At 29.7% G+C, this 755-nt stretch carries 1 protein-coding gene; it reads right to left on the bottom strand.

The window, feature by feature from the left end:
• Positions 1-98 precede the first annotated feature (98 nt).
• On the bottom strand, positions 99-629 hold the full coding sequence (locus tag GXM17_RS21400) for a hypothetical protein (protein ID WP_163401542.1): 531 nt from the start codon (positions 627-629) through the stop codon (positions 99-101).
• Positions 630-755: the final 126 nt, after the last annotated feature.

The raw sequence follows: 755 nt of genomic DNA, 5'->3' as shown, positions 1-755 counted from the left end.
AATTTTATACTCGAAAACAACCGAAATATAACCCTCTCAAAAGTTGTGAATAACTTTATGATGCTTTACATAGGAGTAGCTGTTAGGTGTAGTGCTTTTTAGTATTCTGTCTGTTCAAAGTCGCAAACTATCCGATTTATCATTGGTTCAATTAATTTCGCCCATTTTTGAACATCTGCTTCGTTAAAATATACAAACCAAATGTCACTAGATTCATTATAAGTAGTATTAGTTTTCTCAAATTTTTTATAGTACCAATTTTGTACGTTTTCCGCTAAACTAAAAATATAGTGTGTCTTCGGTGGTTTCTGAAATTTGTCTTTAATTTGATTTTCAGTTATTACGATTTCACCAAAATCATTTTCTGTCAAAAAATATGGTATTCTTCGTCTAATAATTGAACCTTTTCCTATTTCATTAGTCTTGCTAATCTGTATTTCTACTATAAATTTTGAACCAGCATATTTATCAAATCCGTCCTGAGAACACTGAAACCATATTACTAAATAAAATTCTTTAAGTAGTTTATAATATCCTAGCATTCCACTTTTAGTTTTTTTAAATCCATTGGATTTCATATTAGGAAAAATAATGCTATTTATTTCTTTATAAACTTCTGTTGATTTCATTTCAAATTTCTTTCAATGTTTTCGTCTTGGTTAGTTCTAGTGGCATTACACCTAACGTTCCTGCGCCTCTAGCTGTTTGCAACCTATGAAACAGAGTCTTTTCGGCTAAACGAAAATAGGAATTAA

The organism is Flavobacterium fluviatile, assembly GCF_010645065.1.
Classification (GTDB): Bacteria; Bacteroidota; Bacteroidia; order Flavobacteriales; family Flavobacteriaceae; genus Flavobacterium; species Flavobacterium fluviatile.
The sequence above is the reverse complement of the archived record's forward strand: the minus strand, read 5'-3'. Positions and strand labels throughout refer to the sequence as shown.